The organism is Comamonas sp. SCN 65-56 (assembly GCF_001724135.1).
GTDB lineage: Bacteria > Pseudomonadota > Gammaproteobacteria > Burkholderiales > Burkholderiaceae_C > Comamonas_C.
Genome location: NZ_MEDS01000042.1, coordinates 1 through 6,686 on the forward strand (window position 1 = coordinate 1; position 6,686 = coordinate 6,686).

At 60.4% G+C, this 6,686-nt stretch carries 4 protein-coding genes; all 4 read left to right on the forward strand.

Features of this window, described 5'->3' with window-relative positions:
• Positions 1-69: 69 nt before the first annotated feature.
• Complete coding sequence (locus tag ABS45_RS17270) at positions 70-2,244, forward strand: SpvB/TcaC N-terminal domain-containing protein (protein WP_291558132.1); 2,175 nt, start codon at positions 70-72, stop codon at positions 2,242-2,244.
• 11 nt (positions 2,245-2,255) lie between these two features.
• Entirely contained in the window at positions 2,256-5,669 is a 3,414-nt protein-coding gene (locus ABS45_RS17275; protein ID WP_291558138.1) for an RHS repeat domain-containing protein, read from the forward strand.
• A complete protein-coding gene (locus tag ABS45_RS17280; RefSeq protein WP_151606909.1) occupies positions 5,666-5,929 on the forward strand; it encodes a hypothetical protein in 264 nt (87 codons plus the stop codon). The genes ABS45_RS17275 and ABS45_RS17280 overlap by 4 nt, the downstream gene beginning before the upstream one ends.
• A gap of 72 nt (positions 5,930-6,001) precedes the next feature.
• Positions 6,002-6,686 (forward strand): transposase (locus ABS45_RS17285; protein ID WP_291558149.1); only part of this gene is annotated, 685 nt, incomplete at its 3' end.

Here is a 6,686-nt window from a genome sequence, read left to right on the forward strand (position 1 = left end):
AGCCGGCGCCAAGACGTCGGACAAGCGGAGAACAAAACTAAAACATCGTGCAGCTAGAGGAGAGCATGCATGGGTATCGGTTTTGTTGCCCGCCCAGTGTTTGCCGGGTGTGGTCGTGTTTTTCGTGGGCTTGCCCGTTTTGGCCTATGCGCATCGCTCGCGATAAGCCCTGGCGTTGCCCTGGCGGCCACCGTTCCCGGCGCCATTCCCGGCAGCCATGAAGTCAGCCCCACGGGCGCCTTCACCTACACCATCCCCGTCGCCGTCCCACCCGGCGTAGCCGGCATCGAACCCAAACTCAGCCTCGTCTACAACAGCCAGAGCGGCAATGGCCTTCTGGGCATCGGCTGGAGTCTATCCGGCCTGTCCGTCATTTACCGCTGCCCCAAAACCTATGCGCAGGACGGCGTACATGGCGGCGTCAACTACGATGCCAATGACCGCTATTGCCTCGACGGCCAGCGTCTCGTCGCCATCAACGGCGCCTATGGCGGAAACGGCACCGAATACCGCACCGAAAGCGAAAGCTACAGCCGCGTAGTGAGTTACGGCAGCCAGAGCAGCGGCCCCGCCTCATGGAAAATCTGGACCAAGAGCGGCCAGATATTGGAATACGGCAACACCGCCGATTCGAGGATAGAAGCCCAGGGCAAAAATGAAGTCATGCTGTGGGCCCTCAACAGACTGGCCGACACCGTCGGCAACTACCTGACTGTCGGCTACATCGAAGACAACCCCAACGGCCAGTACTACCCGGACCGGATCGACTACACCGGGAACGCAACGGCCAACACATCGCCAACCAACTCGGTGCGCTTCGTCTACGAGACGCGGCCGGACATCACCCCCATGTATCAGGCGGGATCGCTCAACAAGACCACTGTCAGACTCAAGAATGTGCAGACGTTTGTTGGAGCAGCAATGGGTAGGGACTATCGGATCAGCTATGAGTTGAGCCCTATTATTTTGAAGTCACGTTTGATACAAATCGCTGATTGTTTGCCGGAAGAATCATGTCTTAAGCCAACTCAAGTTACCTGGGGGTCTATACAGTCGCCGCCAAGCCAATGGCAGGAATCCATAGATTACAAAATGCCAATGGCTATTTCGGTAGATGGCTTTGGTGATTTGGGTACGCGATTCGTTGATTTGAATGGGGATGGTTTGCAGGATTTTGTTTATTCTCGTTATGTAAATGGAGTTTTACATGCAACTAGTTGGTTGAACACGGGTGGTGGCTGGCAAGAGTCAATTATTTATAAAATTCCAACACATATTGCTGCAGACGGTTTGGGTGATCTTGGAACTAGATTCGAGGATTTGAATGGGGATGGTTTGCCGGATTTTATTTATTCGAGGTTTTACAACGGTACGGTATCAGCAACAACCTGGCTGAATACGGGAAATGGTTGGCAGATCTCGCCAGAATATAAAATGCCTACTCATATTGCTGCGTATGGTTTTGGTGATTTGGGTACGCGATTCGCTGATTTGAATGGGGATGGTTTGCCGGATTTTATATATGCAAGAGCTTATAACAATACTCTGTATGCCAATAGTTGGATTGACACTACGCATCGTGACTTAATTTTGTCACTTACCACTGGCCTAGGCGCGGTCACCACAGTCAGCTACGCGCCCCTGACTGACGGATCGGTGTACAGCAAGGACAGTGGTGCGGTGTATCCGTACGTTGACGTGCAGGCGCCGCTGTATGTCGTATCGAGCGTTTCCGTCAGCGACGGCGTGGGCGGAAGCCGTGTCACCGACTACACCTACGCCGGTGCAAAATCGCATCAGCGTGGCGGCGGTTTCCTTGGCTTCAGGCAAGTCACCGCCCGCGACGTCCAGAGCGACCTGCGCAGCATTGCCACCTACCGCCAGGACTACCCCTATCAGGGCCAGCCCCTCAGCAGCCAGACCCGGACCGGCGGCGGCACCCTCATCAGCCAGACCCTCATCACCTACACCGATCAGCTCCTCGACACCGGCAAGAGTCCCGTGTGGCACCGTTCCCTGCCCACCCGCACCGTCGAAACCAGCTATGAGCTCAGCGGCGGACTCATCTCCACCGTCACCACCGACACCGCCTACGACGCCTGGGCCAACCCCACCACCATCGTCGTTGACTCCGGCGGCGGTTACAGCAAGACCACTACCCACACCTACGACAACATCGTCGACCCTGACCGATGGTTCCTCGGCCGCCTGCGCCGCAGCACTGTCACCAGCGTCACCCCCTAAGGGAGAGCCCCATGCGCAGCCTCATCGTCAGCTTTCTTCTGGCGCTGTCCCTCCCTGCCTGGGGAGCGAGCGTCACCCGTGTCTCGTCCTTTGAGTACGACTCGACCACCGGGCTCCTCGTCAAGGAAACCATCGAGCCCGACCAGCCCCAATACCGTCTCGACACCGCCTACACCTATGACGCCTTCGGCAACAAGGTCGCAACGACCGTCAGCTCGCCCGCCACCGGCAGCGCCGCCATCGTAGCGCGCACCACTGCCGTCACCTACGACGCCAACGGCCAGTTCCCCACCGGCGCCGCCAACGCCCTCGGCCACACCGAAACCAAGACTTTCGACCCCCGCTTCGGCACCGTCACCAGCCTCACCGGCCCCAACGGCCTCACCACCGCCTGGCAGTACGACGGCTTTGGCCGCAAGACCCAGGAGAACCGCGCCGACGGCACCCAGACCGTCTGGAACTACCTGGAATGCGACGCCGCCTGCCCTGCCGACGGCGTCTACCGCATCGTCACCCAGGTCTACGGCGGTGGCATCCAGACCGCCCCCGCCAGCGTTGCTTATTTCGACCGCCTCAACCGCGAAATCCGCAGCGCCACCCAGGGCTTCGACGGCCGCTGGATCTACAAGGACACCGTCTACGACAGCCAGGGCCGCGTCGAAAAAGTCTCCCGCCCCTACTACGCCGGCGAGACCGCCTACTGGGTACGCAACGTCTATGATGTCCTGGGCCGACTCGTTACCGTTTATGAGCCCGACGAACCCGACGTCGCCGCCCTCACCGTTGCCTACAACGGCCTCGTCATCTCGCGCACCAACCGCAAAGGCCAGACTACCACCGAAACCCGCAACAGCCAGGGCCAGAAAATCAGCGTCGCCGACGCGATGGGCAACCTCACCACCTACGCCTACGACCCCAACGGCAACCTCACCCGCACCACCGACCCCGCCGGCAACCAGATCGTCAACGTCTACGACGTGCGCGGCCGCAAGATTCAGACCGCCGACCCCGACCTCGGTACCTGGACCTATGAATACAACGCTCTGGGCGAACTGGTGAAGCAGACCGATGCCAAGAGCCAGGTCACCACCCTGGTCTACGACACGCTCGGCCGCATGACCCAACGCGTCGAACCGGGGCTCACCAGCACCTGGACATGGGATACCGCCTACATGGGCAAAGGCAAGCTGCAGAGCACCAAGACCACCGCCAACTATGTGCGCACCCACTACTACGACAACCAGGGACGTCCCAGCTTTACGCTGTTCAATCTGGGCGCGGGCAACCCCTCGCTCGCAAGCAGTCTCGTCTACGACACCTCCGGCCGGCTGTCCGAACAGGGCTACCCCAGCGGCCTGAACCTCAAGACGGTCTACAACGCCTGGGGCTACGCTGCCGAAGTGCGCAACGCCGCCACCAACGCCCTCTACTGGCGCGCCGACGCGATGGACGCCGAAGGCCGCGTCATCCAGGAAACGGCCGGCAACGGCGTCGTCACCGAACGCGGCTACCAGGCCGACACCGGCCGCCTGCAGAACATCGTTGCCGAGACCGCCGGCGGCCAGCAGATCCAGGGCACCGCCTACGTCTACGACACCATCGGCAACGTCACCGTCGTCGCCGACGCCCCCGGCAACCAGGTCGAGATCCGCGGCGGCTACGACGCATTGAACCGTCTCACCCAGACCGACATCATCGTCAACGGCGTCACCACCCAGCAGAACCTCGCCTACGACGCCCTCGGCAACATCCAGAGCAAGACCGGCGTCGGCGCCTACGTCTACGGCGATCCCCTGCACAAGCACGCCGTCACCCAGGCCGGCGGCAATACCTACGCCTACGACGCCAACGGCAACCTCACCAGCGGCGCCGGCCGGAGCCTCACCTGGACCGCCTGGAACATGCCCGCGAGCCAGACGCAGGGCGGCCAGACCACCACCTGGCTCTACGGCCCCGAGCACGAGCGCTACAAGATGACCGCGCCCGGCCGGACCACCTGGTACCTGAACCCGAGCGTCCATCAGGGCGGGCATTACGAACAGACGCTCTACGCCAGCGGCACCCGCGAGCACCGCGTGACGATCTACGGCGGCGGCCGGCCCATCGGCGAAGTCATCACCTTCCAGGTGTCCAGCGGCGCCGCCCCGCCGGCCCGGACGCGCTACTTCCACGCCGACGGGCAGGGCAGCATCACCGCCGTCACCGACGAAGCCGGCGCGGTCGTTACCCGCTTCCGCTACGACCCCTGGGGCAAGCAGACGCTGGTCTCGGGCGTCAATACCGGCATCGACGCGACACGGCAAGGGCACACCGGGCACGAGATGCTGGATGGCGGGCTCACCCACATGAACGGGCGGCTGTACGACCCGGTGCTGGCGCGATTCGTCAGTGCCGACCCGCACGTGGACAACCCGTTCGACCTGCAGAGCCTGAACCGGTACAGCTACGTGAACAACAACCCCTTGGGCTATACCGACCCGACGGGGTATTTCAAGCTCTTCGGGAAGAAGTGGAGTTGGTGGCGCGATAAGGTGGTCAAGCCGGTCGTGGCGATGTATCTTGGCTACGGCGTATTCAACTTTGTGGGTGGGTATGTCGGAATCATGTCGGGCAGCCAAGCATTGGGTGTGATTGCCGGTGCGACGGCGGGAGGGGCGACCATGTCCTTAGTCACAACTGGCAGCTTGCAAGGCTGGCAGTACAATGCCCTGTCGATGGCATTATTTTATGGGGCAGGGGAAATTGGGAGCACAGGTTCCTTGAGCAGGACGCTGGCCCATGCAGGCGCAGGGTGCATCAGCGCATCCGCCTCCGGCGGCAACTGCGGGCAGGGTGCGTTGAGCGCCGGGTTTGCGGAATGGGCGGGGAGCAACCTGCCGAAGCAATACGACGGCTTTGTGACTCGTGTGGCTCTGGGCGGAACTGCGGCAGAACTGGGTGGTGGGAAGTTCGCCAATGGGGCGAGTACGGCAGCGTTTGGGTATCTCTTTAACAAGTGCATGCATGAAGAATGCACATTCCTCGAAAAAACTAAGGCTTTCTTCCGGGGGGCATGGTCGGTCGCAACCGGGACAGGAAACAGTATTCGATTCGTTGCACGCGGTACGGGGTTGATGGGCTCGGAAGAGCAAGCCCGATGGGCACAAGAAGGCGAGACGGTTGACAAATTCTTTGAACGACGTGCGTCAGACCCTGAATTCAGGAAGCAGACAAATCAGTTGATGGTCGATCAAGCCAAACAGTTTTATCAAGACAATATGGATGGCGAAATGAAGTGGTTTATGACGGGACGGCTCGGAGTCGGCATGGCCACCGGATTAGGCCCTGCAGCCACTATTGGGGATACGACAAGAGCAGTTGAAAACGGGCACGGTGTCGTTGACTCCGCTATTCGTGGTGGCTTATTCGGAGTACCTGGAAAATGAATAAGGTCGCGATGAAATTACCAACGCATATACAGATGCTGCCGTTGCTGGTGGGAATTGTGTCCTGTTGCTCTGTAGCTGTCGTAGGCAGCTATTTTTGGCGGGAATGGACAATAGAGGCTGGGTTTGTCTCCTTACTTTATTTTTCCGGCGTCTTCCGTTTCTTCCCCTGGAAAACCGCTTACGCCAAGGCTTTCTCCATCGGAGTGTTTATCGGGATGCTGATCCCCTTGATTGCATTCATCCGCAGTCTGGCCTGACGTTCAAGCCCGCGTAGGGCGCAATAACCGAAGGGCATTGCGCCGAATGCGTATGCGCTGCATCCTGTTTCCATGCCCGACTACCGTCGCGCCTGGCATCCGGGCGGCACCTATTTCCTTACCGTCAACGCACTGGAACGGCGCGGCAACGACCTCCTCGTCCGGCACATCGACGCCCTGCGCGAAGCGGTTCGCTGGACGCGGCGGCATCACCCCTTCCGCATTCACGCCTGGGTCGTGCTGCCCGATCACCTGCACTGCGTGATCGAACTGCCGCCCGAGGATGCCGATTTCGCTACCCGCTGGCGCTTGATCAAGATGGCGTTCTCCAAATCCCTGCCTGCCGACGAACGCCGCTCGGCGGCGCGCCGGCGGCGGGGCGAACGCGGTGTGTGGCAGAGGCGATTCTGGGAACACCTGATCCGTGATGAACGTGATTTTGCGGCGCACATGGATTACGTGCATTTCAACCCGGTGAAGCATGGTTACGTTACGCGCGCGGCGGACTGGCCGTATTCAACCTTGCGCGCACGGACGGGGTCAGGTCTTTCATTATCACATCAACTCATGCCATACTCGCCCGCATGGCGCGCCCCCTCAGACTTGAATTTGCCGGAGGTCTTTACCACGAATAAATGGGGTCAGACACCAAAAGATACACAATTTCGGTGTCTGACCTCATTTATGTGCGGTCGTCACCCGCTTCCGCTACGACCCCTGGGGCAAGCAGACGCTGGTCTCGGGCGTCAATACCGGC

What these genes read in the sequence shown, in the direction of transcription:
- ABS45_RS17270 (WP_291558132.1), top strand. Translation starts at nt 70, where the DNA reads ATGGGTATCGGTTTTGTTGCCCGCCCAGTGTTTGCCGGGTGTGGTCGT.
- ABS45_RS17275 (WP_291558138.1), top strand. Translation starts at nt 2,256, where the DNA reads ATGCGCAGCCTCATCGTCAGCTTTCTTCTGGCGCTGTCCCTCCCTGCC.
- ABS45_RS17280 (WP_151606909.1), top strand. Translation starts at nt 5,666, where the DNA reads ATGAATAAGGTCGCGATGAAATTACCAACGCATATACAGATGCTGCCG.